General features: G+C 63.8%; 23 protein-coding genes. 13 read left to right on the top strand and 10 right to left on the bottom strand.

Annotation, left to right across the window (positions count from 1 at the left end; translation table 11 throughout):
- Positions 1 to 31: 31 nt before the first annotated feature.
- The 7 genes from AC1DYW_RS00220 to AC1DYW_RS00190 form a co-directional block, all read right to left on the bottom strand.
- Positions 32 to 652: a pyridoxamine 5'-phosphate oxidase family protein gene (locus AC1DYW_RS00220; protein WP_457151662.1), complete on the bottom strand. Its 621-nt coding sequence runs from the start codon at positions 650 to 652 to the stop codon at positions 32 to 34.
- A gap of 72 nt (positions 653 to 724) precedes the next feature.
- On the bottom strand, positions 725 to 1399 hold the full coding sequence (locus tag AC1DYW_RS00215; RefSeq protein ID WP_095084002.1) for a septation protein A: 675 nt from the start codon (positions 1397 to 1399) through the stop codon (positions 725 to 727).
- A 61-nt stretch (positions 1400 to 1460) separates the two neighbouring features.
- Complete coding sequence (ftsY, locus tag AC1DYW_RS00210) at positions 1461 to 3200, bottom strand: signal recognition particle-docking protein FtsY (protein WP_457151661.1); 1740 nt, start codon at positions 3198 to 3200, stop codon at positions 1461 to 1463.
- Between the two features lie 12 nt (positions 3201 to 3212).
- Positions 3213 to 4505, bottom strand: coding sequence for a tRNA (N(6)-L-threonylcarbamoyladenosine(37)-C(2))-methylthiotransferase MtaB (mtaB, locus tag AC1DYW_RS00205; RefSeq protein ID WP_457151660.1), 1293 nt, complete (start codon positions 4503 to 4505; stop codon positions 3213 to 3215).
- Positions 4505 to 5389, bottom strand: coding sequence for a diaminopimelate epimerase (gene dapF, locus AC1DYW_RS00200; protein WP_457151659.1), 885 nt, complete (start codon positions 5387 to 5389; stop codon positions 4505 to 4507). The genes mtaB and dapF overlap by 1 nt, the downstream gene beginning before the upstream one ends.
- 72 nt (positions 5390 to 5461) lie before the next feature.
- Positions 5462 to 5623, bottom strand: a complete 162-nt coding sequence (locus AC1DYW_RS00195; RefSeq protein ID WP_010912345.1) for a DUF1328 family protein — start codon at positions 5621 to 5623, stop codon at positions 5462 to 5464.
- Positions 5624 to 5698: 75 nt separating this feature from the next.
- A complete protein-coding gene (locus tag AC1DYW_RS00190) occupies positions 5699 to 6709 on the bottom strand; it encodes an MBL fold metallo-hydrolase (protein ID WP_457151658.1) in 1011 nt (336 codons plus the stop codon).
- 281 nt (positions 6710 to 6990) lie between these two features.
- Between AC1DYW_RS00190 and AC1DYW_RS00185 the strand changes: the two genes are divergently transcribed.
- Both AC1DYW_RS00185 and zapE read left to right on the top strand, forming a co-directional pair.
- The gene (locus AC1DYW_RS00185) at positions 6991 to 7530 is read left to right on the top strand and encodes a protease inhibitor Inh/omp19 family protein (RefSeq protein WP_184872609.1); all 540 of its coding nucleotides are present in this window, start codon (positions 6991 to 6993) and stop codon (positions 7528 to 7530) included.
- A gap of 86 nt (positions 7531 to 7616) precedes the next feature.
- Positions 7617 to 8816, top strand: a complete 1200-nt coding sequence (gene zapE, locus AC1DYW_RS00180) for a cell division protein ZapE (RefSeq protein WP_457151657.1) — start codon at positions 7617 to 7619, stop codon at positions 8814 to 8816.
- A gap of 59 nt (positions 8817 to 8875) precedes the next feature.
- Here zapE and AC1DYW_RS00175 read toward each other — a convergent pair whose 3' ends face one another.
- A complete protein-coding gene (locus AC1DYW_RS00175) occupies positions 8876 to 9304 on the bottom strand; it encodes an N-acetyltransferase family protein (RefSeq protein WP_477224716.1) in 429 nt (142 codons plus the stop codon).
- A 236-nt stretch (positions 9305 to 9540) separates the two neighbouring features.
- On the opposite strand from AC1DYW_RS00175, the gene mdh reads away from it, so the two are divergent.
- The 11 genes from mdh (at position 9541) to lpdA (ending at position 21457) form a co-directional block, all read left to right on the top strand.
- Positions 9541 to 10509: a malate dehydrogenase gene (mdh, locus tag AC1DYW_RS00170; RefSeq protein ID WP_095084011.1), complete on the top strand. Its 969-nt coding sequence runs from the start codon at positions 9541 to 9543 to the stop codon at positions 10507 to 10509.
- A 30-nt stretch (positions 10510 to 10539) separates the two neighbouring features.
- Positions 10540 to 11733, top strand: coding sequence for an ADP-forming succinate--CoA ligase subunit beta (sucC, locus tag AC1DYW_RS00165; RefSeq protein ID WP_457151654.1), 1194 nt, complete (start codon positions 10540 to 10542; stop codon positions 11731 to 11733).
- A gap of 4 nt (positions 11734 to 11737) precedes the next feature.
- A complete protein-coding gene (locus AC1DYW_RS00160) occupies positions 11738 to 12109 on the top strand; it encodes a cupin domain-containing protein (protein WP_457151653.1) in 372 nt (123 codons plus the stop codon).
- A gap of 2 nt (positions 12110 to 12111) precedes the next feature.
- Complete coding sequence (locus AC1DYW_RS00155) at positions 12112 to 12609, top strand: DUF1579 family protein (protein ID WP_457151652.1); 498 nt, start codon at positions 12112 to 12114, stop codon at positions 12607 to 12609.
- 14 nt (positions 12610 to 12623) lie between these two features.
- Positions 12624 to 13526 carry a succinate--CoA ligase subunit alpha gene (sucD, locus tag AC1DYW_RS00150; protein WP_457151651.1) on the top strand — a complete coding sequence of 301 codons (903 nt, stop codon included), beginning with the start codon at positions 12624 to 12626 and terminating at the stop codon, positions 13524 to 13526.
- A 129-nt stretch (positions 13527 to 13655) separates the two neighbouring features.
- Positions 13656 to 16643 (top strand): 2-oxoglutarate dehydrogenase E1 component, encoded by a 2988-nt coding sequence (locus AC1DYW_RS00145; protein WP_477224715.1) that lies wholly within the window; start codon positions 13656 to 13658, stop codon positions 16641 to 16643.
- Between the two features lie 62 nt (positions 16644 to 16705).
- Positions 16706 to 17986, top strand: coding sequence for a 2-oxoglutarate dehydrogenase complex dihydrolipoyllysine-residue succinyltransferase (gene odhB, locus AC1DYW_RS00140; RefSeq protein ID WP_457150733.1), 1281 nt, complete (start codon positions 16706 to 16708; stop codon positions 17984 to 17986).
- Between the two features lie 16 nt (positions 17987 to 18002).
- Complete coding sequence (locus AC1DYW_RS00135) at positions 18003 to 18755, top strand: DUF4241 domain-containing protein (RefSeq protein WP_457150734.1); 753 nt, start codon at positions 18003 to 18005, stop codon at positions 18753 to 18755.
- A gap of 9 nt (positions 18756 to 18764) precedes the next feature.
- Complete coding sequence (locus AC1DYW_RS00130; protein ID WP_477224714.1) at positions 18765 to 19274, top strand: hypothetical protein; 510 nt, start codon at positions 18765 to 18767, stop codon at positions 19272 to 19274.
- Complete coding sequence (locus AC1DYW_RS00125; RefSeq protein WP_457150736.1) at positions 19271 to 20026, top strand: SDR family oxidoreductase; 756 nt, start codon at positions 19271 to 19273, stop codon at positions 20024 to 20026. The genes AC1DYW_RS00130 and AC1DYW_RS00125 overlap by 4 nt, the downstream gene beginning before the upstream one ends.
- A gap of 24 nt (positions 20027 to 20050) precedes the next feature.
- The gene (lpdA, locus tag AC1DYW_RS00120) at positions 20051 to 21457 is read left to right on the top strand and encodes a dihydrolipoyl dehydrogenase (RefSeq protein ID WP_457150737.1); all 1407 of its coding nucleotides are present in this window, start codon (positions 20051 to 20053) and stop codon (positions 21455 to 21457) included.
- Positions 21458 to 22022: 565 nt separating this feature from the next.
- On the opposite strand, the gene AC1DYW_RS00115 is transcribed toward lpdA, so the two are convergent.
- Together AC1DYW_RS00115 and AC1DYW_RS00110 are read right to left on the bottom strand one after the other, a co-directional pair.
- Positions 22023 to 23090 (bottom strand): TraB/GumN family protein, encoded by a 1068-nt coding sequence (locus AC1DYW_RS00115; protein WP_457150756.1) that lies wholly within the window; start codon positions 23088 to 23090, stop codon positions 22023 to 22025.
- A gap of 405 nt (positions 23091 to 23495) precedes the next feature.
- Positions 23496 to 24434: a tyrosine recombinase XerC gene (locus tag AC1DYW_RS00110; RefSeq protein WP_477224713.1), complete on the bottom strand. Its 939-nt coding sequence runs from the start codon at positions 24432 to 24434 to the stop codon at positions 23496 to 23498.
- Positions 24435 to 24446 lie beyond the last annotated feature (12 nt).

Below are 24446 nucleotides of genomic sequence, written 5' to 3'. Positions count from 1 at the left end.
ACCAGTCAGGACGAATCGTCGTCCCGAAAGCCTACCACATGGTCTGCTTGTAGGCGTCGTCCAGCCAGCGGTCGGTCGCCTCGGCCGAATCGGCCACCGCCAGCTGGTCGTGTAGAATCTGTCCGAGCGTTGGCAGTGTCGCGCGATCGTACCAGGTTTCCGGCTTCCACAGATCCGAGCGCATGAAGGCCTTGGCGCAATGCATGTAGGCGGCCTTGACGGAGACCACGACGACGCTTTGCGGTTGCTTGCCGTCAACGGCGAGCTGTTCGCGCAAGGTCGCGTCGACGGTGATGCGCGCGTCGCCGTTGACGCGCAGCGTCTCGTTCATGCCGGGAATGAGGAACAGCAGCCCGACCGACGGGTTGAGGAGGATGTTTTCCAGCGTGTCCAGCCGGTTGTTGCCGGGCCGGTCGGGGATGGCGATGGTCCTGTCGTCGAGAACGGCAGCGAAGCCGGGCCTGTCGCCCTTCGGCGTCACATCGGCATTGCCGGCGCCATCGGACGAGCCAATCAGCACGAAGGGGCTCTTGCCGATGAAGGAGCGGCAATGGCCGTCGAGCGTCTTCAATTCCTTGCGGATCGAGCCATCGGTCGGTCGCGGCGTCTTGTAGATCGTCCTCAGTTCATCGCGCGTGGTGACGAATTCCATGGCCCTCTCCCCAGAGCTTTGTTTGACGCAATTGCCTGAGGGAAAGCGCTATGCGCTTTTCCTGGAATTGCGCTATTTGCCCGCCTTCTCTTCCTTCCCGGCCTTGTCCTCGAGCGAATGGCGCAGGATCAGCGGCATCTGGCTGAAGGTAAACAGAAGCGTGATCGGCATGATGCCCCAGACCTTGAAGGTAACCCAGGCGTCGGTGGAGAAATTCCGCCACACCACTTCATTGGCAAGGGCCAGGAACAGGAAGAACAGACCCCAGCGGAAGGTCAATTTCCTCCAGCCCTCGGCGTCGAGGCTGAAGGCCGAATCGAAGACATAGCCGAGCAGCGACTTGCCGAAGTAGAGGCCGCCGAGCAGCACGCCGCCGAACAGCGTGTTGACGATGGTCGGCTTCATCTTGATGAAGATGTCGTCCTGCAGATAGAGCGTCAGCGCGCCGAAGATGAAGACGACGACGCCGGACACCATCGGCATGATCGGCAAGGTGTGCATCAGCAGCCATGAGGCGATCAGCGCGATTGCCGTGGCGGCCATGAACAGGCCGGTGGCGACGAAGATCGGGCCGCCGAATTCGGCCAGGACAGGGAATTTCCCCACCAGCCACTCGCCGCGCGCATTGGCGAAGAAGAACACCATCAACGGCCCCAGCTCCAGCACCAGCTTGAGCAGCGGATTGACGCCTTCCTTCTTCTGCTTTTGCGGATCGGACGGATCGCGTTCGAGAATGGGTGGGTTCATAGGTTTTCTTTCTTACGCACAATCTGATCCAAAAAGCCTGCAACTTTTTGGGACATGCTTGTCAGGCAACTCCAGCGATCGCCCTGGCGAATTCGCTTGCCGAAAAAGGTTCGAGGTCGTCGACTTGTTCGCCGACGCCGATGAAATAGACCGGCAATTTGTGCTTTGCCGCGATCGCCACCAGAATACCGCCACGCGCCGTGCCGTCCAGCTTGGTCATCACCAGGCCGTTGACGCCGGCGATATTGCGGAAGATCTCGACCTGGTTGAGCGCGTTCTGGCCGGTGGTGGCGTCGACCGTCTGCAACACGGTGTGCGGGGCTTCCGGGTCTAGCTTGCCCAGCACGCGGACGATCTTTTCGAGCTCGGCCATCAGTTCGGTCTTGTTCTGCAGGCGGCCGGCGGTGTCGATGATCAGCACGTCGGAGCCGGCTTCCCTGGCCTTCTCGAAGGCGTCATAGGCCAGCCCCGCGGCGTCGGCGCCGAGCTTGGAGGCGATGACCGGCGATTTCGTCCGCTCGCCCCATATCTTCAATTGCTCGATCGCGGCGGCGCGGAACGTGTCGCCGGCAGCCAACATCACCGACAGGCCGCCATCGGTCAGCTTGGCCGCCAGCTTGCCGATGGTGGTGGTCTTGCCGGTGCCGTTGACGCCGACCACCAGGATGACATGCGGCTTGTGCGAGAGATCGAGCTCCAGCGGCATGGCGACGTGGGCCAGCACCTTTTCCACCTCGGCCGCCATGATGGCGCGAACCTCGGTGTCCGAGACATCCTTGCCGTAGCGGCTGGAAGCCAGCGCGTCGGTGACGCGCAGGGCGGTCTCCATGCCGAGGTCGGCGCGGATCAGCACGTCCTCCAGGTCCTGCAAGGTCTCTTCGTCCAGCTTGCGCTTGGTGAAGACGCCAGCGATGTTGCCGGTGAGTTCGCGCGACGAACGCGCAAGCCCGTCCCTCATACGCTGGAACCACGAGCGCCTCGGTGCCGGTTCCGGTGCCTTCTGCGGCTCGGCTTTCTGCTCGACCTTCTTGGTGACAGTCACCTTGCCGGGAGCTGGTTTTACCTCCCCCTCGATGGGGGAGGTCCCGAGCGCAGCTCGGGGGTGGGGGTGACCAGCGCCGGCGCTGCCATCCCGCCCCGCCGCTTCGCGGCGACCCTCCCCATCGAGGGGAGGGTGGGGCGCTGGCGCGGCTTGGATCTCCGGCGCGATCTCGGCGCGCACCGGTTGCTGCTCGATCGGAGCCGGCTGGCGAATGGGCGGCGAAATCTCGGCCGGAGGGATTTCGGGTGCCGGCGTTTCGGCCGGAGCCTCGACCGGTGGCGCCGGCACTTCAACAGGCACAGGCTCCGGCTGTATCTGCGGTTGCGGCGGGACGATTTCCGGCCGCTCTGGTTCGGGAATCGGCTCGGGCGCCACAGGCGCGGCCGGGATTTCCTCGGGCGCAGGCTCCTCGACGGGCGTTTCCGGTTCAACCGGCATAGGCTCTTCGACCGGGGCAGGCTCAGGCTGGATTTCCGGCTCGGGCGGAATGATCGGTGCCGGCTCGGGCGCCGGTTCCTCGACAGGCGCCGGTTCCGGCGCTGGAACTACCTCCGGCTCGACCGTCGGCGTCGGCGCAGTTTCCGCCTCGGGCTGCGGCTCATCGCGCTTCAGAAACTCCGGAACGACCTGTTCGGAGGCCGGCTTCAGCGCATCGAGTGCTTCCCATTTGATCGGCGGCAGCGGCGCGGTCTCGTCGACGCGCTCCTCGACCACTTCTTTCTTGCCGAACGAAAATATCTTCTTGAAAAAACCAGCCATGCTTTGCGTTTCTCAGGCGGCGCGGGCGGCAAGGGGCACGGCGATCAGCCTGGTACCATCGTGGCCGGTGATGTCAGCCTCGATGATCTCGCCCGGCACACCCGCGCCGAGCGCGGCAAGCGTAAAGCCTTCGGTGCGGCCAAGACCGTTGCGCTCGATCAGGATCGACTGGCGGGTTCCGGAAAGCGACGACAGATGGCGCCGATGCGCAGCTTCACCGGCGGCGCGCAGCCGGGCGGCGCGCTGCTTGACCAATTCGCGCCGCACCTGCGGCATGCGCGCGGCGGGCGTGCCTTCGCGGGGGCTGAACGGGAAGACATGGAGATGGGTCAGTCCGCATTCCTCGACGATCTTTTCCGAATTTTCGAACATGTCATCCGTTTCGGTCGGGAAACCGGCGATGATGTCGGCGCCGAAGACGATGCCGGGGCGCAGCTTGCGCACATCCTCGCAGAAGCGGATCGACTGATCGCGCAGATGCCGGCGCTTCATGCGCTTCAGGATCATGTCGTCGCCGGACTGCAGCGACAGATGCAAATGCGGCATCAGCCGCGGCTCGGTGGCGATGGCGTCGAGCAAATCGTCGTCGGCCTCGATCGAATCGATCGACGACAGCCTTAGGCGCTTCACATCGGGCACCTGCTTGAGGATGGTCTTCACAAGCTTGCCGAGCTTCGGGGCGCCCGGAAGGTCGGCGCCAAAACTGGTCATGTCGACGCCGGTCAGCACGATCTCGGCATAGCCATTGCCGGCGAGGCGCTTGACCTGCTCGACCACGGCGCCCATTGGCACCGAACGGGAATTGCCGCGGCCGTAAGGGATGATGCAGAAGGTGCAGCGGTGGTCGCAGCCATTCTGAACCTGGACGAAGGCGCGCGCCCTGCCCTCGATGGCGTCGACCATGTGGCCGGCAGTCTCGCGCACTGAAAAGATGTCGTTGACGCGTGCCTTCTCGGTGTCGTTGACACCGAAATCCGGCAGTGCGCGATAGGAGTTCGCCTTCAGCTTCTCCTCATTGCCAAGCACGAGGTCGACCTCGTCCATGGCGGTGAAATTCTGCGGTTCGGTCTGCGCGGCGCAGCCGGTGACGATGATGCGCGCTGCGGGATTGTCGCGGCGCGCCTTCCGGATCGCCTGCTTGGCCTGACGCACCGCCTCGCCGGTTACGGCGCAGGTGTTGAAGATCACGGCGCCGCCTTCCAGTGCGCCAAGGCCGGCGCTTTCCGCCTCGCGCCGCATAACCTCGGACTCATAGGTGTTCAGCCGGCAGCCGAAGGTGACGACATCGATACCCTGGGAGGCCATCAGGCCGCGCTTTCGGTGTCGCGGGCCCAGGCGCCGGTCGACGGATCGAAGCTGCCGGAAAACTCCCATTCGGCGGCACCCGTGAGGATGACGTGGTCATTTTCAAGCCATTCGACATGGAGCGAGCCGCCGCCTGGAGTCATCAGGCTGACGCTGCGGCCGGTCCGGTTGGTGCGGGCCGCCGCGACCACCGATGCGCATGCGGCGGAGCCGCAGGCCTTGGTCAGGCCGGCGCCGCGCTCCCAGGTGCGGATGACCATGGTGTCGTGCGAGGTGACCTCGGCGATGGTGATGTTGGCGCGTTCGGGAAACATCGGATGGTTCTCGAGCAGCGGCCCGAAGCGGTCGAGCTCATAGGACCAGACGTCGCGGTCGACCCAGAAGATGGCGTGCGGGTTGCCCATCGAGACGACCGAGGGCGAATGCAGAACCGGCGCGTCGATCGGGCCGATCTGCAGCTCGATCATGCGGGTGTCGTGGAATTCCTCGGCCAGCGGAATATCCTGCCAGCCGAAACGCGGTGTGCCCATGTCGACCGAGATCGACCCATCGGCATGTTCGCGCGCGTTGAGGATGCCGGCGATGGTCTCGAAGGTGAAATTCTTCTGGCCGGTCTCGGCGGCCAGCGCCTGGACGACGCAGCGCATGCCGTTGCCGCAGGCCTGCGCCTTGGAGCCGTCGGAATTCAAGATGTCGATGAAAAAGGCGGTGCCTGGCGTCCTGGCGTCGTGGATCGCCATGATCTGGTCGAACCTGGTCGCGGTATCGGCGTTCAGCGCGATTGCCGCGGCCGCTGTCACCCGATCGGCACGGCTACGCATATCGGCAACGATGATCTCGTTGCCGATGCCGTTCATCTTGGCGAAAGGGGCAGTGCTGGCCATTGCTCCGCGAATTCCGTGTCCGTTTGGCGCTATATGGCGGAAACGAGTAGGAATTACCAGTGCGCAGCAGGGCTACGTCACCGCGAAGATGCCGAGCACCACCAGCAGGAAGATGACCAGAACAATGCCGATGAGGATGCGCGCGCCGGTGGCAGCGGCTCCTGCCAGGGCCGGCATGCCGAGCAGGCTCGCCGCCGCGGCGACGATCAGCAGAATGATGATCCATTTGATCATGGAGAGGCTCCCAGCCAAATTGCGTTGGGGAAGCAACGCGTTCTAGCAATTTGGGTTCCTTGGCGGGCTGCTCGGCTAGATGGCTGGCACGTCCCAGACCTCGCCGGGCCGCAAGGCGCGAAAGTGCTGCCGCGGGATGCCTTGATCGTCGAGCGCCTCGGTCAATTTCCGGGCCGGCTCGTCGATCGGTTCGTCAGTGAGTTGGAAGGTGCCCCAGTGGCAGCCCGCGGCATAAGCGGCGTTGCACAGTTGCATGCCGTGCACGGCCTCTTCCGGATTCTGATGCTGCGGCGCCATGAACCAGCGCGGCTCATAGGCGCCGATCGGCAGGATGGCGAAACGGAAACCGCCATGCTTTTCAGCCATCAGCCGGTAGTTGATGCCATCGTGGAAGCCGGTGTCGCCGGCGAAATAGACGTTGCCATCCGGCGTCTCGATGACGAAGCCGGCCCACAGCGCCATGCGCCGGTCGCGGGCGCCACGCGCCGACCAGTGGTGCACCGGTTCGACATGGACGGCGACGCGGTCGCCTACCTCGACCCTGTCGCCCCAGTCATGCGCCGACAGCCGCATACCGGGAACTGCATCGCCAATCAGCGCATCGTTGCCGAGCGGGGTGATCACCAGCGGGTCGTGACTGGCCTTCAGCCGCTTCAGCGTGGCGAGGTCGAGATGGTCGTAATGGTTGTGACTGACCAGTACGAGGTCGATCGGCGGCAGGTCGGCGAAGGCGATGCCTGGCGGGTTGATCCGTTTCGGTCCGGCAAAGGAGAGTGGCGATACACGCGGCGACCAGACCGGATCGGTGAGGATGTTCAGGCCCGCGGTCTGGATCAGCAAGGTGGAATGACCGACCATGGTCACTTGCAGTGCTGCGCCTTCGATCCGTGTCGCCGGTTTTATCTGCAGAAAGGGGTTCGGTGTGGGCGTCGGCCATTTCGAGCGCTTGCCGCTGAACTGCCATTTCAGCAGGTCGGCGAAACGGCCGGGTGGCTGGCCGTCGGGATTGAAGAACAAGGTGCCGTCGAAATGATCGCTGGGCGGGCCGCTGTAGTAGCGGTTGGCGGCCCTCTTTCTCGCGGCCAATTTTGCAGCTCCAGCAGGTTTCGGTTTCCAAGAGATAGGACCAATGCCGGCCGGCGCAAGCATTTGGCTTGCCGGGCGCTTGGGCTGGGTACGGTGTGGCCAGATCCCGATGGCGGGACCGACAGCCGACCGGTGACGCCGGGATTGCGATAAATTTGCAACAAATTTTGCCGCAAACCGTATTTTAACCATATCGGGTTGAAATTTCGCCACCTTCTCCATCTTGGTGGGGGTGAGATTGTACGGACGGCGCCCCCCAGCCGAATCCGACGGAGGTTGGAATGATTTTTTCGAAAAGCGGCCTGGTGGCTGTATCGCTGGCGGCGCTCGTTGCGAGCGGCTGTTCGACCTCACGGTTCTCGTCGATGGACGACCAGCAGCCGGCACCGCTGCAGCCGGCACCGGCCGGCCAGGTGACCGCCAATCAGCTGCCGCCGCCGGCAGCACCGGGCGCCACCGACCCGTCGAAATTCCCGACCGCGCCTGGGAATACGCAGGTTGCGTCCTTGCCGCCGGACGGCTCGGCGCCCGCCGGTGCCGCGGACCTGACCGCGGCCAGCGTCGCCGGTGTCTGGAATGCCAGCGTTTCGGGCCAGAGCTGCAAGGTAGCGACCCCGCAGACCAAGTTCGGCGCCGGCTTCCGCGCCGGGCCGTTGCACTGCCCGGCACCGATCGACGGCATCAAGTCGTGGAATGTCGCCGGCAAGCAGCTGACGCTCTATGACGAAAATGGCGGCGCGCTGGCACGGCTCTATTCGTCGGGCGGATCGAAATTCGACGGCCAGACTTCCAACGGCCAGGCGATTTCGCTTACAAGGTAGGCGACCGCCCCTTATTTGTTCTTACGCAATTCCGGACGGAAAACGCTACACACCCTTCCTGGAATTGCTCGACAACGACGTGACCGATGCATCTGCGTGACGGCCTCCAGACCCATGCGACCGTCAGGCAGCGCTACGACCATCTGGTGGAAACCGGTGCGATCGAACGCGATCCGGCGCAGGAACGGATCGCCGCCGCGCTGGACCGGCTGACCGACGAGATTTCGGCCAAGCGGCTGGCGCACAAGTCCAGCGCGCTTGGCTGGCTTTTTGCCCGCAAGCGCGAGACACATGAGGCCGTCAAAGGCCTCTACATCCATGGCGGGGTCGGCCGCGGCAAGACCATGCTGATGGACATGTTCTTCGAATTGCTGCCGGTGCGGCGCAAGCGCCGCGTCCATTTCAACGACTTCATGGCCGATGTGCAGGACCGCATCCAGAAGCACCGGCAGGCGCGCAAGGATGGCTCGGTCAAGGAGGACGACCCGATTCCGCCGGTGGCCAAGGCGCTTGCCGAGCAGGCCTGGGTGCTGTGCTTCGACGAGTTCTCGGTCACCGACATTGCCGACGCGATGATCCTGTCGCGGCTGTTTTCGGCGCTGTTTGCCAGCGGCGTGGTGCTGGTCGCCACCTCGAACGTGGCGCCGGAGAATCTCTATGGTGACGGCCTGAACCGCCAGCTTTTCCTGCCTTTCATCGGTATCCTGGAGCGGCATGCGCGGGTGCTGTCGCTCGACGCCGACAAGGACTACCGGCTGGAAAAGCTCGTCCGCACGCCGGTCTATGTCACGCCGGCCGATGCGACGGCCGACGAGATGCTCGACGAGGCCTGGCAAACCATGACGCGCGGCGTGCCGACGGCCGAGACCTCGCTGACCCTCAAGGGACGGCAGGTGGTGGTGCCCGCTGCCGCCGGCGACGCGGCGCGGTTTTCCTTCGCCGATCTCTGCGAAAAGCCGCTTGGCGCCCGCGATTTCCTGGCAATCGCCGGCCGCTTCTCGACCATCTTCATCGATCGCGTCCCGGTGCTCGGCGAAGGCAAGCGCAACGAGGCCAAGCGCTTCATCCTGTTGATCGACACGCTCTACGATCATCATGCGCGGCTGGTGGTCAGCGCCGCGGCCCCGCCGCCGCAGCTCTATCAAGCCAAACGCGGGGTCGAGGTCTTCGAGTTCGAACGCACGGCATCACGCCTGATCGAGATGCAAAGCCGCGACTGGCTGGAGGATTGGGCGGAACGGCGCAAGGCGAGGGCAGCGCCAGAGGCAGAGCAGGCACGGGCCTGAGATAGTTCTTCGGAAGGTCGCGATCCCTGCCCCTCCTCTGTCTCGCCGGCGCCAAAGATCTAAAGCGCATACAGATACATCACGAAATCTTCCGCCGGCCCATGCGGCTCTTTGCGCGACTCATAGAGCGCCCGGGCAGGCACATTGCCCGGCTCGGTGCCGACCCAGGCCTCCTCGCAGCCATGGTCACGGCCAATCGCAAACATCGCGTCGAGCATGTCTCGCGCGATGCCCTGGCGCTGGAAGGCCGGCGAAACGCCGACCTCGTCTATGTAGAGCTCGCTGACCTTGTCGGGGTGGCGGTGGATGATTGCGGCGCATTGCCCGACGACCACGTCGCCGGCGAGCGCCACGATCATGAAATGGCCAGGTTCGTGGAGATAGGCTGCCAGCCGATCCGGCATGACCGGCTCGTCGAAGACGTCCTCGGCGACCTGCATCACAAGGGCGTCATCGCCCGGAAATAGCCTTCGGATTTCCATCTTCATTGTGTAAATTCCCTCAAGTCGGCTTACAAACTTTGACGTTTACGTAAATCCCAATCTATCTAACCGATTGAAAATGCTAGCTCCGAAATAATCGATTGAATTTATCTTGCACCAAGGCTATTTGGTGCGGCGAAAATCCGCGGGTTCCTCGCAGCATTCCGGCCTCTTCCTCGACGCCGCCAACCAAGTCGCCAAGGACTTGGGCGCCGTCACTGACAAAGGGAAAACATCCTGACATGGCACGCAACAAGATAGCGCTTATCGGCTCTGGCATGATCGGCGGCACGCTCGCCCACATGATCGGCCTCAAGGATCTCGGCGACGTGGTGCTGTTCGATATTGCCGAGGGTATCCCGCAAGGCAAGGGGCTGGATATCGCGCAGTCGTCGCCGGTCGATGGCTTCGACAGCCGTCTCACCGGCGTCAACGACTATGCCGGCATCGAGGGTGCCGACGTCTGCATCGTCACCGCCGGCGTGCCGCGCAAGCCGGGCATGAGCCGCGACGACCTGCTTGGCATCAATCTCAAAGTCATGGAACAGGTCGGCGCCGGCCTGAAGAAGTATGCGCCGAAGGCCTTCGTCATCTGCATCACCAACCCGCTCGACGCCATGGTCTGGGCGCTGCAGAAGTTCTCGGGCCTGCCCAAGAGCCATGTCGTCGGCATGGCCGGCGTGCTCGACAGTTCGCGCTTCCGCTATTTCCTGGCCGAGGAATTCAAGGTCTCGGTCGAGGACGTCACCGCCTTCGTGCTCGGCGGCCATGGCGATTCCATGGTGCCGATGATCCGCTATTCGACGGTTTCCGGCATCCCGCTGCCCGACCTGATCAAGATGGGCTGGACGTCGAAGGAAAAGCTCGACCAGATCGTCCAGCGCACCCGCGACGGCGGCGCCGAGATCGTCGGCCTGCTCAAGACCGGCTCGGCCTATTACGCGCCGGCCGCCTCGGCGATCTCGATGGCGGAAGCCTATCTCAAGGACAAGAAGCGCGTGCTGCCGTGCGCGGCGTATCTTTCCGGCCAGTATGGCGTCAAGAACACCTATGTCGGCGTGCCCGTGGTGATCGGCGCCGGCGGCGTCGAGCGCATTATCGAGATCGACCTCAACAAGAGCGAGCAGAAGATGTTCGACGCTTCGGTGGCGACGGTGCAGGGCCTGACCGAGGCCTGCGTCAAGATCGCGCCGCAGCTCGCCTCGAAGTAACCCCCAGCAGTCGACCCGGAGACATCGAAGATGAACATCCATGAGTATCAGGGCAAGGCGCTGCTGAAGAGCTTTGGCGCGCCGGTGGCCGAAGGCGTGCCGGTGTTCAAGGCGAGCGAAGCGGAAGCCGCCGCCAAGGCGCTGCCCGGCCCGCTCTATGTGGTGAAGAGCCAGATCCATGCCGGCGGCCGCGGCAAGGGCAAGTTCAAGGAACTCGGCCCTGATGCCAAGGGTGGCGTCAGGCTGGCGAAGTCGGTGGCCGACGTGGTCGCCAACGCCAACGAAATGCTCGGGCATACGCTGGTGACCAAGCAGACCGGTCCGGCCGGCAAGCAGGTCAACCGCCTCTATATCGAAGACGGCGCCGACATCGATCGCGAACTCTATCTGTCGATCCTGGTCGACCGCTCGGTCGGCCGCGTTGCCTTCGTCGTCTCGACCGAAGGCGGCATGGACATCGAGGCGGTCGCGCACGACACGCCGGAAAAGATCATCACCGTCGCCATCGACCCGGAAAAGGGCGTCACAGCGGCCGATCTAAAGGCGCTCAACGGCGCGCTGAAGCTCGACGGCGACGCCGGCCGGGATGGCGATACGCTGTTCCCGATCCTCTACGAGGCCTTTGTCGAGAAGGACATGAGCCTGCTCGAGGTCAACCCGCTGATCGTCATGAAGAATGGCCGGCTGCGCGTGCTCGACGCAAAAGTGTCGTTCGACAACAACGCGCTGTTCCGCCATCCCGACGTGCTCGAACTGCGCGACACCACCGAAGAGGACGAGAAGGAGATCGAGGCGTCGAAATACGACCTCGCCTATGTCGCGCTCGACGGCAATATCGGCTGCATGGTCAACGGCGCCGGCCTCGCCATGGCGACGATGGACATCATCAAGCTCTATGGCGCCGAACCGGCCAACTTCCTCGATGTCGGCGGCGGTGCGTCGAAGGAGAAGGTGACGGCGGCGTTCAAGATCATCACCAAGGATCCGGCGGTCAAGGGCATCCTGATCAACATCTTTGGCGGCATCATGAAGTGCGACATCATCGCCGAGGGCGTGATTGCCGCGGTCAAGGAAGTCGGCCTGGAAGTGCCGCTGGTGGTGCGCCTGGAAGGCACCAATGCCGAGCTCGGCAAGAAGATCATCAACGACAGCGGCCTCAACGTGGTGTCGGCAGATGATCTCGACGACGCGGCCAAGAAGATCGTGGCGGCGGTGAAGGGCTGATCCGGTGCCTCCGCGCAAGATAAACCTGGTCGAGGCGGCGGATCAAAAGATCAACAAGGTCTTCGATCCGCATATTGCCGGCGACGTCAACGACAGCCAGGCGAAAGTCGCCAAGTTCGGCGAGGTCTTCGACTGGCACGCGCATGACAATGAGGATGAAGCCTTCCTCGTGCTACGCGGCCGCATTGCCATCGATTTCCGCGACGGTCCGGTCGAGCTCGGCGAGGGCGACTTCATGGTCGTGCCGCGCGGCGTCGAGCACCGGCCGCGTTCGCTCAGCAAGGAACCGGTGGTGCTGATGTTCGAGCCGGCGACGACGCTCAACACGGGCAACGCCAAGAGCGACCTCACCGTCGCCGACCTGAAGCGGCTCTGACCATGAACGCGGCCTCCTTCTCTTCGCTCTCGTCCGACCACCAGCGCCTGCAAGCGCTGGTCGGCACTTGGCGTGGCGAGGAAGATGTGGCGGCCACGCAATGGACAGATGCCGCCACAGCGACGGCCGAAGCAGTTGCCGTGGCTGAATTTGGCGGCCTGTTCGTGGTGCAGCGCTATCGCCAGCGCCGCGACGGCACGGTGTCGTTCGGCGCGCACAGCGTGTTCGGCTTCGACCAGCAAAGCAGCGTCGTAACCATGCATCAATTCGACTCGATGGGCTTTGTGCCGACCGCACCGGCAACAGGCACCTGGGATGGCAATACGCTGACGCTGCTACGCTCGTCGCCGCGCGGGTCGGCCCGGGTGACCTACGATTTCGACAGCAATGACAGTTACCGCATGCGACTGCAGTTCCAACCGGCCGGCAGCGATGTCTGGCAAGACATGGTGAGCGGCGTCTACAGCCGTGTCTCACCTTCCTCGATCAACGATTTCTAAGAAAAAGGGCCACCATGTCCATTCTCGTCGACAAGAACACCAGGGTGCTGGTGCAAGGCCTGACCGGCAAGACCGGTACGTTCCACACAGAACAGGCGCTGGCCTATCACGGCACCAAGATGGTCGGCGGTATCCATCCCAAGAAGGGTGGCGAGACCTGGACCGGCTCGAAGGGCGAGAGCCTGCCGATCTTCGCCACCGTCGCCGAGGGCAAGGAAAAGACCGGCGCCAACGCTTCGGTCGTCTATGTGCCGCCGGCGGGCGCCGCCGAAGCGATCCTGGAAGCGATCGAGGCCGAGATCCCGCTGATCATCTGCATCACCGAAGGCATCCCAGTGATGGACATGATCAAGGTCAAGGCGCGGCTCGACCGTTCGACCTCGCGGCTGATCGGCCCGAACTGCCCGGGCGTGCTCACCCCCAACGAATGCAAGATCGGCATCATGCCGGGAAACATCTTCCGCAAGGGCTCGGTTGGCGTTGTTTCGCGCTCGGGAACACTTACCTATGAGGCTGTGTTCCAGACCACCAATGTCGGCCTCGGCCAGACCACCGCCGTCGGCATTGGCGGCGACCCTGTCAAGGGCACCGAATTCATCGACGTGCTCGAGATGTTCCTCGCCGATGACGAGACCAAGTCGATCATCATGATCGGCGAGATCGGCGGTTCGGCCGAGGAAGACGCCGCGCAGTTCCTCAAGGACGAAGCCAAGCGTGGCCGCAAGAAGCCGATGGCCGGCTTCATCGCCGGGCGCACGGCGCCGGCCGGCCGCACCATGGGTCATGCGGGCGCGGTGATCTCCGGCGGCAAGGGCGGCGCCGAGGACAAGATCGCGGCGATGGAATCGGCCGGGATAAGAGTTTCGCCCTCGCCGGCGCGGCTGGGCACGACGCTGGTCGAGGCGATCAAGGGTTAAGTGAGTAGCGAGTAGTGAATAGCGAATAGGAAACGGAGTAACGGCGCGACCTGGGGAAAATCCCTACTCGCTATTCGCTACTCACTATTCGCTCTGACAAGGAGACGAAGCCAAGGCTTCGATAGAGACATGGCAAGACAAGATCAGGCCAACGACCAATTTTCGCTCACCTCTTTCCTCTATGGCGGCAACGCCGACTATATCGACGCGCTCTACGCCGCCTATGAGGACGATCCAGCTTCGGTCAATCCCGAATGGCAGGAGTTCTTCGCCGGGCTGAAGGACGACGCGGGCGATGTGCGCAAGAACGCCAAGGGCGCCTCCTGGGCCAAGCCCTCCTGGCCGCTGCAGGCCAATGGCGAACTGGTGTCGGCGCTCGACGGCAACTGGGGCATCGTCGAGAAGCACCTGGAAAAGAAGGTCAAGGACAAGGCGGTCACCAACGGCATCATCCTTTCCGACGCCGATGTGCACCAGGCGACGCGCGATTCGGTGCGCGCCATCATGATGATCCGCGCCTACCGCATGCGCGGCCATCTGCACGCCAATCTCGACCCGCTCGGCATCGCCAAGCCGCTCGAGGACTACAACGAATTGTCGCCAGAGAATTACGGCTTCACCGCCGCCGACTACGACCGGCCGATCTTCCTCGACAATGTGCTCGGGCTCGAATTCGGCACCATCCGGCAGATGCTGGAGATCCTGACGCGCACCTATTGCTCGACGCTGGGCGTCGAGTTCATGCATATTTCCGATCCGGAGGAAAAGGCCTGGATCCAGGCGCGCATCGAGGGCGCCGACAAGGAGATTTCCTTCACCGCCACCGGCAAGAAGGCGATCCTGCAGAAGCTGGTCGAGGCCGAAGGCTTCGAGCAGTTCATCGACGTCAAGTACAAGGGCACCAAGCGCTTCGGCCTCGATGGCAGTGAATCGCTGATCCCGGCGCTGGAGCAGATCGTCAAGCGCGGCGGCCAGCTCGGCATGAAGGAGATCGTGCTCGGCATGGCGCATCGCGGCCGGCTGAACGTGCTCTCCCAGGTGATGGCCAAGCCGCATCGCGCCATCTTCCACGAGTTCAAGGGCGGTTCGGCCGCCCCCGACGAGGTCGAGGGCTCGGGCGACGTCAAGTACCATCTCGGCGCCTCGTCGGACCGCGAGTTCGACGGCAACAAGGTGCATCTGTCCTTGACCGCCAATCCCTCGCACCTGGAAATCGTCGATCCGGTGGTGATGGGCAAGGCGCGCGCCAAGCAGGACTATCTGTTCGGCCGCAGCCGCGAGGAAATCGTGCCGCTGGAAGAGCGCGCCAAGGTGCTGCCGCTGCTGCTGCATGGCGATGCCGCCTTCGCCGGCCAGGGCGTGATCGCCGAAATCCTCGGCCTGTCGGGCCTGCGCGGCCATCGCGTTGCCGGCACGCTGCATTTCATCATCAACAACCAGATCGGCTTCACTACCAATCCGCGTTTCTCGCGCTCGTCGCCCTATCCATCTGATGTGGCCAAGATGATCGAAGCGCCGATCTTCCACGTCAATGGCGATGATCCGGAAGCCGTGGTGCATGCCACCAAGGTGGCGATCGAATTCCGCATGAAGTTCCACAAGCCGGTCGTGGTCGACATGTTCTGCTACCGCCGCTTCGGCCACAATGAGGGCGACGAACCGGCCTTCACCCAGCCGATCATGTACCGCAACATCCGCACCCACAAGACGACGGTGCAGATCTATGGCGACCGGCTGATCGCCGAGGGCCACATCACCCAGGCCGAACTCGACCAGCTGAAGGCCGACTGGCGGGCGCATCTGGAATCCGAGTGGGAAGTCGGCCAGAGCTACAAGCCCAACAAGGCCGACTGGCTGGACGGCGCCTGGTCGGGCCTGCGCACGGCCGACAACCAGGACGAACAGCGGCGCGGCAAGACCGCTGTGCCGGTCAAGACGCTGAAGGAAATCGGCAAGAAGCTGACCGAGGTGCCGAAGGATTTCGAGGCGCACAAGACGATCATCCGCTTCCTCGAGAACCGCCGCCAGGCGATCGACTCCGGCGAAGGCATCGACTGGTCGACGGCCGAGGCGCTGGCCTTCGGCGCCATCCTGCTCGACGGCAATCCGATCCGCCTCTCGGGTCAGGATTCCGAACGCGGCACCTTCTCGCAGCGGCATTCCGTGCTCTACGACCAGCGCGACGAGACCCGCTACATCCCGCTCAACAATCTGTCGGCGGCGCAGGCCGGCTACGAAGTCATCAACTCGATGTTGTCGGAAGAGGCGGTGCTGGGCTTCGAATATGGCTACAGCCTGGCCGAACCGAAGGCGCTGACCTTGTGGGAGGCGCAGTTCGGCGATTTCGCCAACGGCGCCCAGGTGGTGTTCGACCAGTTCATCTCGTCGGGCGAGCGCAAGTGGCTCCGAATGTCGGGCCTCGTCTGCCTCTTGCCGCATGGCTACGAAGGCCAGGGACCGGAGCATTCCTCGGCCCGGCTCGAGCGCTTCCTGCAGCTTTGCGCCGAAGACAACATGCAAGTGGCGAACTGCACGACGCCGGCTAACTATTTCCACATCCTGCGCCGGCAGTTGAAGCGCGACTTCCGCAAGCCGCTGATCCTGATGACGCCGAAGTCGCTGCTGCGCCACAAGCGGGCGGTGTCGACGCTGCCGGAAATCTCGGGAGAAAGCTCGTTCCACCGGCTGTTGTGGGACGATGCCCAGCTGCTTCCCAACCAGGCGATCAAGCTCACCAAGGATTCGAAGATCCGCCGCGTCGTGCTGTGCTCGGGCAAGGTCTATTACGACCTCTACGAGGAGCGCGAGAAGCGCGGCATCAACGACATCTACCTGCTGCGCGTCGAACAGCTCTATCCGTTCCCGGCCAAGGCGCTGATTACGGAACTGTCGCGTTTCCGCAATGCGGAGATGGTGTGGTGCCAGGAAGAGCCCAAGAACATGGGCGCCTGGTCGTTCATCGACCCGTATCTGGAATGGGTGCTGGCGCATATCGATGCCAAGCATCAGCGGGTGCGCTACACCGGCCGCCCGGCGGCCGCCTCACCGGCGACCGGACTGATGTCGAAGCACCTTGCCCAGCTCGCCGCCTTGCTCGAAGACGCGCTCGGTGAATAGAAGAGACTCGGGTGAATAGAACAGATCTGGGCGAATAACTCAGGAAGAAACGGACAGGCACAATGGCTACCGAAATCCGCGTTCCCACTCTCGGCGAATCCGTCACCGAAGCGACCGTCGGCAAATGGTTCAAGAAGGTCGGCGACACGATCGCCGCCGATGAACCGCTGGTCGAGCTCGAGACCGACAAGGTGACGGTGGAGGTGCCTGCCGCCGCCGCCGGTACGCTGGGCGAGATCACCGTCAAGGAAGGTGAGACGGTCGGCGTCGGCGCCCTGCTGGGTTCGATTTCGGCGGGTGGCGATGCCGCCGCACCAGCAACCAAGCCACAGGCGGTGTCGCAGGCCTCGTCGCCGGACGCGGCATCGACCGGTAGGCAGGCCGCTGCCGAAACCGCCAAGATCGCCGGCGACGCCGGCGCGGTCGAGCCGCGCAACATGCCGCCGGCCCCAGCCGCGGCAAAACTGATCGCCGAGAAAAATCTCGCCGTCGACCAGCTCTCCGGCTCGGGCAGGCGCGGCCAGGTGCTGAAGGGCGACGTGCTCGACGCGATCTCGAAGGGCGCGCCGTCACAGCCGGCCGAGACCCCCAGGGCAGCGCCGGCGCCGGTTGCGGTGCGGGCGCCGTCCTCGGGCGACGATGCGTCGCGCGAAGAGCGCGTGCGCATGACCAAGCTGCGCCAGACCATCGCGCGCCGGCTCAAGGAAGCGCAGTCGACCGCCGCCATGCTGACCACCTTCAACGAGGTCGACATGAGCGCGGTGATGGCGCTCAGGACAAAGTACAAGGACGTGTTCGAGAAGAAGCACGGCGTGAAGCTTGGCTTCATGGGCTTCTTCACCAAGGCCGTCACCCACGCCTTGAAGGAAATCCCCTCGGTCAATGCCGAGATCGACAGCACCGACATCATCTTCAAGAACTATGCCCATATCGGCGTCGCCGTCGGCACCGAAAAGGGCCTGGTCGTGCCGGTCGTGCGCGATGCCGACCAGATGTCGATCGCCGAGATCGAGAAGGAGATTGGCCGCCTGGGCATCGCCGCGCGCGACGGCAAGCTGTCGGTCGCCGACATGCAGGGCGGCACGTTTACGATTTCCAACGGTGGCGTCTACGGGTCACTGATGTCGACGCCGATCCTCAACGCGCCGCAGTCGGGGATTTTGGGCATGCACAAGATCCAGGACCGGCCGGTGGTGGTCGGTGGCCAGATCGTGATCCGGCCGATGATGTATCTGGCGCTCAGCTACGATCACCGCATCGTCGACGGCAAGGAAGCGGTGACCTTCCTGGTCCGCGTCAAGGAAAGCCTGGAGGATCCGGAACGGCTGGTTCTGGATCTGTGAGCGGAGCTGATCCGCAATGAGCGGCTGGCTGGAGCAGTTGGGGTTCAAGCTGGGCCGTGGGCTACGGATCTTACGGCGTGAGCCGTGGACCTCCATGTCCACGCCGGCGGTGGTGTCGCCCGAATGGGAGCCGGCGCAGGCGAGCAGCAATCTCGGCCTCTTCGACCTGAGCGATGCGCAAATGGCGGAGCGCGAGATAACCGTCACGGTGATCGGCGAGCTGGATTTGCCGACAGGCGAAATTGTCGCCTGCGATCCCCTGACTACCGGAACCGACTGGCCAGCGTTAAGCCGCAAGGTCAGACCAGGGCGCTACCCGGTATCGTTGCTTGAGGCACAAGGCCGTGTTGCTGCAGCAGTCCTGCGCTTCCGGCCCGGCAGGCCGTTTCGCTGGGAGCTGGCAACCTTGCCCGATCAGGATGCATCGACCCTGAAGGGCAACGAGGTATTTGGATATCCCGTCGATGCCGGTCTTGGTTCGTTCATGGACAAGATGGCAATGGCGTTGATGTCTGAGCAGCAGGACAAGCTTGAAGCCAAGCAGAATTACTATGACGACGTCCTGGCGGCCGAGTTTGCGCCCAACCAGGATCGGTTCGCGATGCATCACCCCGTTGTCGGCAATCCCCTCAACATTGCGATGTTCTGGAGCGGCTGGGGTGACGGAATCTATCCATCGTTCTGGGGCCTCAGCGCGGCTGGCGAGCCGCTGCTGCTGATGACCGACTTTGAAGTGCTTGAAAACGCCGATGGCCGCGAGAGCCAGTAGGTCGCCGCGATGCAAAGCCCCTTGTCGTCCGCCATCGCATGCCTAGCGGGATCTCTGGCTGTTTTGTTCACCGGCTCCGCCACAATCGCAGCCTGCCCGATCGAACTCGCCGTCTATGGCGAGGCCCAAAGCGGCAGTGAGATCGATTTTAGCCCGACCGGCACCTCAGCGACCGTCACCAACAGCTTCCGGGTGATCCTCGACAACAATGTGGTGCTGAACGGCATCGTCATGTGGAACGAGGGCGTGTCGCGGCCGAACGGCGTGCTGATGTACAAATGCCCCGAGGGCGACGTCACCGGCGAGGAGCTCGCCGCCTGTACGGCTTGGCACGGCGTCATCTACACGTCGGATGACAAGGGCAGCATCGGCCTGCTGCCGGCCGAAGGCGTCGAGGCGCCGAAGACGCTGATCCTGCCGGATCTTGGGCAGTCGTTGCGTCAATCCTCGGCCTATGGCGGCAATGGATTTTCGAAAGTGCCGTGGGATGTGTTTGCCTTGAAGGGATGCCAGGAATGACCGATACGCAAAAGGTGCTGCTGGTCACCGGCGGCAGCCGCGGCATCGGCGCCGCGATCTGCCGGCTCGGCTCGAAGACCGGCTACCGCGTCGCGGTCAACTACGCTGCGAATAAGGACGCCGCCGATGCGCTGGTCGCAGAGATCCAGGCCGCCGGCGGCGACGCTCTTGCCGTCAAGGGCGATGTCGGCGTCGAGGCCGATATCGTTGCTATGTTCGGTGCCGTCGACCGCGCCTATGGCCGGCTCGATGCCTTCGTCAACAATGCCGGCATCGTCGACGCCAAGGCTCGCGTCGACGAGATGGATTTTTCGCGGCTGGAGCGCATGATGCGCATCAATGTCGTCGGTTCGTTCCTCTGCGCCCGCGAGGCGGTGAAGCGCATGTCGACCCGTCACGGCGGCAAGGGTGGCGCTATCGTCAACATCTCGTCGGCTGCGGCGGTGCTTGGCGCCGCGGACAACTATGTCGACTATGCCGCCTCCAAGGGCGCCATCGACACGTTCACCATCGGGCTCGCCCGCGAGGTGGCGCTGGAAGGCATCCGCGTCAATGCGGTGCGCCCGGGCATCATCGATACGGACATCCATGCCTCGGGCGGGCAGCCGGACCGGGTGGCATTGATCCAGGATACGCTTCCGATGAAAAGAGCCGGAACTGCTGATGAAGTCGCTGGTGCGGTTCTCTATCTTTTATCCGACGCCGCGTCCTATACGACGGGCGCGATCCTGAATGTAAGCGGCGGCCGCTGAGCCCCAATCAAGAAGGACAGTATCATGGCTTATGACGTCGTTATCATCGGATCGGGACCGGGCGGCTATGTCTGCGCCATCAAGGCGGCGCAGCTCGGGCTGAAGACGGCGGTGGTCGAGAAGAACGCGACCTTCGGCGGCACCTGCCTCAACATCGGCTGCATTCCGTCCAAGGCGCTGCTTTATGCCTCCGAGATGTTCGCCGAGGCGGGCCATTCCTTCGACACGCTCGGTGTTGAGATCGCCGCGCCGAAATTGAACCTGAAGAAGATGATGGCGCACAAGGACGCGACAGTGGCGTCGAACGTCAACGGCGTCGCCTTCCTGTTCAAGAAGAACAAGATCGACAGCTTCCGCGGCACCGGCAAGGTGATCGCCGCGGGAAAAGTCTCGGTGACCGGCGAGGACGGCAAGGTCGAGGAGATCGAGACCAAGAACATCGTCATCGCCACCGGTTCGGATGTCGCCGGCATTCCCGGCGTCAAGGTCGACTTCGACGAGAAGGTGATCGTGTCGTCGACCGGCGCGCTGTCGCTGGAGAAAGTGCCCGGTCATCTGGTGGTGGTCGGCGGCGGTGTCATCGGCCTCGAGCTCGGCTCGGTGTGGGCGCGGCTTGGCGCCAAGGTCACTGTCGTCGAATTTCTCGACACCATACTGGGCGGGATGGACGGCGAGGTCTCCAAGCAGTTCCAGCGAATGCTGTCGAAGCAGGGTTTCGAGTTCAAGCTCGGCGCCAAGGTCACCGGTGTCGCCAAGGCCAAGAAGGGCGCGACCGTCACCTTCGAGCCGGTCAAGGGTGGCGCTGCCGAGACCATCGAGGCCGACGCGGTGCTGATCGCCACCGGGCGCCGCGCCTATTCCGACACTCTCGGGCTCAAGGAAGCCGGCGTCGAGGTCGACGAGCGTGGCCGGGTCACGACCGATGGCCATCTCAGAACCAACGTGCCCGGCATCTACGCCATCGGCGATGTCATCGCCGGACCGATGCTGGCACACAAGGCCGAGGACGAGGGCGTGGCGGTGGCGGAAACCATCGCCGGCCAGGCCGGCCATGTGAACTATGACGTCATTCCGAGCGTCGTCTACACCAGCCCGGAAATCGCCTCGGTCGGCAAGACCGAGGAGGAATTGAAGAAGGCCGGCATCGAGTACAAGGCGGGAAAGTTTCCGTTCAGCGCCAATGGCCGGGCGCGCGCCATGCTGCACACCGACGGTTTCGTCAAGATCCTCGCCGACAAGGCAAGCGACCGCGTGCTCGGCGTCCATATTGTCGGCTTCGGCGCCGGCGAGATGATCCACGAGGCGGCGGTGCTGATGGAATTCGGCGGCTCGTCCGAGGATCTTGCCCGCACCTGCCATGCACACCCGACGATGTCGGAAGCGGTCAAGGAGGCGGCGCTGGCGACCTTCTTCAAGCCGATCCACATCTAGGAAACGCAGCCCTCGGTTCGACGCTTGGCATACCATTTTGCTGCCAGAAGAAGCTCCCCAAACAAAACGGCCCGCCTTTTGGCGGGCCGTTCGTATTTGATATCGAGCCTGATCAGTTGGCCGGTGCGGCAGGAGCCGGCGCAGGCGCTGGAGCCGGTGCGGGCGCGGGGGCAGGCGCCGCGGGAGCGGGCGCGGCCGGAGCCGGTTCGGCTGGCTTCATAGGTTCTGCAGGAGCCGGCGCAGGTGCCGGTGTGCTGGCCGCCGGCGCCTCGGCAGGTGCCGGATGCTCACCGCCGCTTCTTCCGAAAACATAATACGCGACAACCGCCAGAATAACGACGACCAGAACAATCAGCCAGGTGCTGCCACCGCCGCTTGGGCGAGGAGCGTTGGTGGACGAATTGAACGGGTCGTTTGGATTCGGTGTGTTCGCCATAAAAGTGTCCTCCGTGGATGAAAAACATCAAACAACAGCCATCAACGCGTTACCGTCGAATGGGTTTCACACTAGTCGAGGAAAACGCCGAAAACGCGACGCCCGGATCCTCCACCACCATGCGGCGACTCAGTTGACAGCGGTGACAGTATAGCCGGCTTTGCGGAAATCCTCGACCAGGCCTTCGGGACCGGGAAGGTGGAGGGCTCCGACCGCCATGAAGGCATTGCCCCTGGCCAGGATCGGCTGGGCATGATCGACCATAACCTTGTTGCGGCTGGTGATCATGGTTTCCTCGAACGCGGCATAGCCGGCGGGGTCGTCCTGCTCGTCAGGCATGGCCGCACGGAACAGTGGCCAGAACATGCCGGTGTCGCCGCGCTGGTAGAGAACGATCATGGTTTCGTTGATGTCGTTGACCTTGTCGCCCAGCTTCAGCGTGTCGACCAGCCCCTTCATGTGAAAGGCCAGTGGCAAAGAGGCCATGGCGCGCAATTGGCTGGCAGCCGTTTCCAATCCCTCAACCGGCTTGCCGGCGGCCTTGGCACCCTCCGCCAGCTTGACGTCGAGCACCGGGGCGCCGCCGGACTGGCGGGCGAGTTCGCAAGCCGGAAGCGCCATCATGGCCGAGAGCATCCATGGCTTCATCTTGGCGACGGTCGCCGGCGGGATGCCGCGCGCGTCTAGTGCGGCATTCATGGCCGCCGCATCGTCGGGCGACAGCAATGACGACAGCGTCGTGGAGTCGGTGAACATCATCAGGTCCGGCTCCTTGAGCATCGCCGCCATCATCTGCTGCTTGTCGAGCACGTCGGTGGTTTCGATGACGATGGTGGCGGCGGCGTCATAGGCCTTCTGCGCGGCTGGCGGCAGCGCGGTGACGCGCGGGTCGGTCATGTGCATGGTGCCGAACAGGAAGGACGGCTTTTCGCCCGGCTTCTCCAGCTTCCACAGCAGGCCCTTGCCGTTCGGCGTGGCGGCGGCTTCAGTCTCGATCTTCTGATAGGCCGACGGATCGCTCTTCTGCAAGGCAGACAGCATGTCGGCGCCGGTGCAGGTGGGGATCTCGGCATGCGCCCTGCCGGCCGCGAGCAGCAATACGGCAAGGAACGACAGGAAAAACAGGACATTGAGCGCGACAAGCAGCTTAAGCGACACGGAAGCTGCACGGTCGGCGATGGCGATGACGCGTTTCATGACGCTGTCTTCATGTTTGACCATGACCTTTTCCGAAAACCGGTCCCACTTTTCGGGATCATGGTCAGGTCTAGGCGCAAAAAGCGGCAAAACGGTTAATCGGCACTGCAAAATTGTCTTCGACCGGTCCTAGCTACTCGGCGCAGGCGTTTTGACGGGTCTATTTGCGTTGACCAAACCGCATGCCTTGGTGAATTGGCGAAAACGCCCATCGCTTTGTCATCCTGGGGCAGAGCAAGGAGCGCAGCGACGCGGCGCAGACCCCGGGATCCATGCCGCGACTTCAAAGCGCTGCCACGGTTCAGAATTCTGGTCCGCGGCATTCTTCGGCTGAGATCGCGGCATGGATCCCAGGGTCTTCGCGACGCCGCTGCGCGGCTGCTTCACCCAGGGATGACGAAATGATCATGCCCTTGGGTGAGCAGACTCATAAATTTCGAGCAGCCTGGCAGTGTCGACGCCGGTGTAGATCTGCGTCGTCGACAGGCTGGCGTGGCCTAGGAGCTCCTGGATGGTGCGCAAATCGCCACCGCGGCCGAGCAGATGCGTGGCGAAGGAATGGCGCAGCGCGTGCGGCGTCGCGGTATCGGGCAGGTTGAGCGCCGAGCGCAGCTTGGCCATGTCGCGCTGGACTATGGCCGGATTGAGCGGGCCGCCGCGCGCGCCCCGAAACAAAAGGCCCTTCGGGTCGAGATGATAGGGGCAGAGCCGGCGGTATTCGGCGATCGCCCGCAGCGCCACTGGCAGCACCGGCACCAGCCGCGTCTTGCCGCCCTTGCCGGTGACGCGCAGCACGGTGTCGGTCGCCAAGGCCAGATCGGCAGCTGCGAGGCCAAGCGCCTCGGAAATGCGCAGGCCGGAGCCGTAGAGCAGCGTCAGCACGGCGGCGTTGCGGGCTGCGATCCACGGCTCTTCCGCCAGTTGGCCTTCCACGGAAACGACATGCTTGGCATCGCTTGCCGTCAGTGGCTTGGGCAGCGATTTGGGCTGGCGCGGCGCGCGCAAGGCTGCCGCACCGGCCGCGTTGACGAGGCCGCGCCGTTCGAGGAACCGCAGCAGCGAACGTATGCCGGCCAGGCCGCGCCCAAGCGTGCGGGCGCCGGCGCCGGCGTTGCGGCGGGCGGCGAGGAAGCCGCGCAGATCCGCCGGGCGCAGATTGGCGATGTCCGAAATGCCGGGCGAGCCGCCACAATGGCCAGTGAGGAAATGCAGGAACTGCCGCGTGTCGCGCTCATAGGCCTCGACGGTTTCCGGCGACAGCCGGCGTTCGCGCGCCAGCATCTTCAGCCAGCTTTCACGCACCGCCTGGAGGTCGGGTTTTGCCGGGATGAGGAATTCCTGCATGGCGTGCTTCCA

This window comes from Mesorhizobium sp. P2_D5 (assembly GCF_056404355.1).
Note: the sequence above shows the minus strand (reverse complement) of the source record. Positions and strands in the feature narration are given on the sequence as shown.